This is a genomic window from Mesorhizobium sp. M7A.F.Ca.MR.362.00.0.0 (genome assembly GCF_004023175.1).
Classification (GTDB): Bacteria; Pseudomonadota; Alphaproteobacteria; order Rhizobiales; family Rhizobiaceae; genus Mesorhizobium.
The window spans coordinates 1-988 of the sequence record NZ_RZTF01000803.1; the positions used below are offsets into that span (position 1 = coordinate 1).

Below are 988 nucleotides of genomic sequence, written 5' to 3' on the forward strand. Positions count from 1 at the left end.
GTCCAGGCCAAGGCATCCGCCGCATGGCGTGCCGGGCTTGTTCCCATCATTTGCGTCGGCGAAACGCATGAACAGCGTGAAGCGGGCGCCACGCTGGACGTGCTGTCGCGGCAGGTCGATGGTTCGGTCCCGTCAAGCGCCACCCCATCGAACACCATCATTGCCTATGAGCCGGTATGGGCGATCGGCACCGGCCTGACGCCGACGGCCGGCGATGTGGCCGCAGCACATGCACATATCCGCGAAAAGCTGTCGGAAAAGCTCGGCGGCGTCGCGGCGAAGATGCGCATTCTCTACGGCGGCTCGGTCAAGCCCTCCAACGCGGTCGAACTGCTCGGCGTCAGGAATGTCGACGGCGCGCTGGTCGGCGGCGCCAGCCTGAAAGCGGCGGATTTTCTCGGCATCGCCGAGGCTTATCGCAATATTGCCTGAAGACATTCGCTCCGCCGGACAAGGGCTTCCGGTGCACGAAATCGTTGCAAAGGACGGGTTGCTTCCCATATTCCGGCCACGGGCTTGGAAATGCCGTCAAAGCATTGTATTGAGCCGCCTCCAATTCACCGGTCGTGTCCGCGGCCGGGCAAGGCCTTGCCAGGATAAACTATGGAAACCGTACTGATCGTCATCCATCTCATGGTCGTGCTCGCCCTTGTCGGCGTGGTGCTGCTGCAGCGTTCCGAAGGCGGCGGCCTCGGCATCGGTGGCGGATCCGGCTTCATGACCGCGCGTGGTGCGGCCAATGCCCTGACGCGTGCGACGGCGATCCTGGCGGCCGCCTTCTTCGCCACGTCACTGACACTGTCGATCGTCGCCCGCTACGGCGAGAAGCCGATCGACATCCTCGACCGCGTGCCGGCGACGTCGGACGGTGCGGGCAAAGGCGTGCTCAACCAGTTGCCCGGCACGACCACCCCGGCGCCCGCCGGCAGCACCACGCCGACGCCGCCTTCCGGCAACGACGCTGCGGCTCCAGCGACTGCCCCGGCCA

2 protein-coding genes are annotated in these 988 nt (G+C 65.7%); both read left to right on the forward strand.

The features are described 5' to 3' along the window. On the forward strand, window positions 1–432 hold a 432-nt coding region (locus EOC06_RS37810), incomplete at its 5' end, for a triose-phosphate isomerase (RefSeq protein ID WP_164899022.1). 171 nt (window positions 433–603) lie between these two features. Continuing rightward, window positions 604–988, forward strand: a 385-nt coding sequence (secG, locus tag EOC06_RS37815; RefSeq protein WP_128310147.1) for a preprotein translocase subunit SecG, incomplete at its 3' end; no start/stop codon positions are given.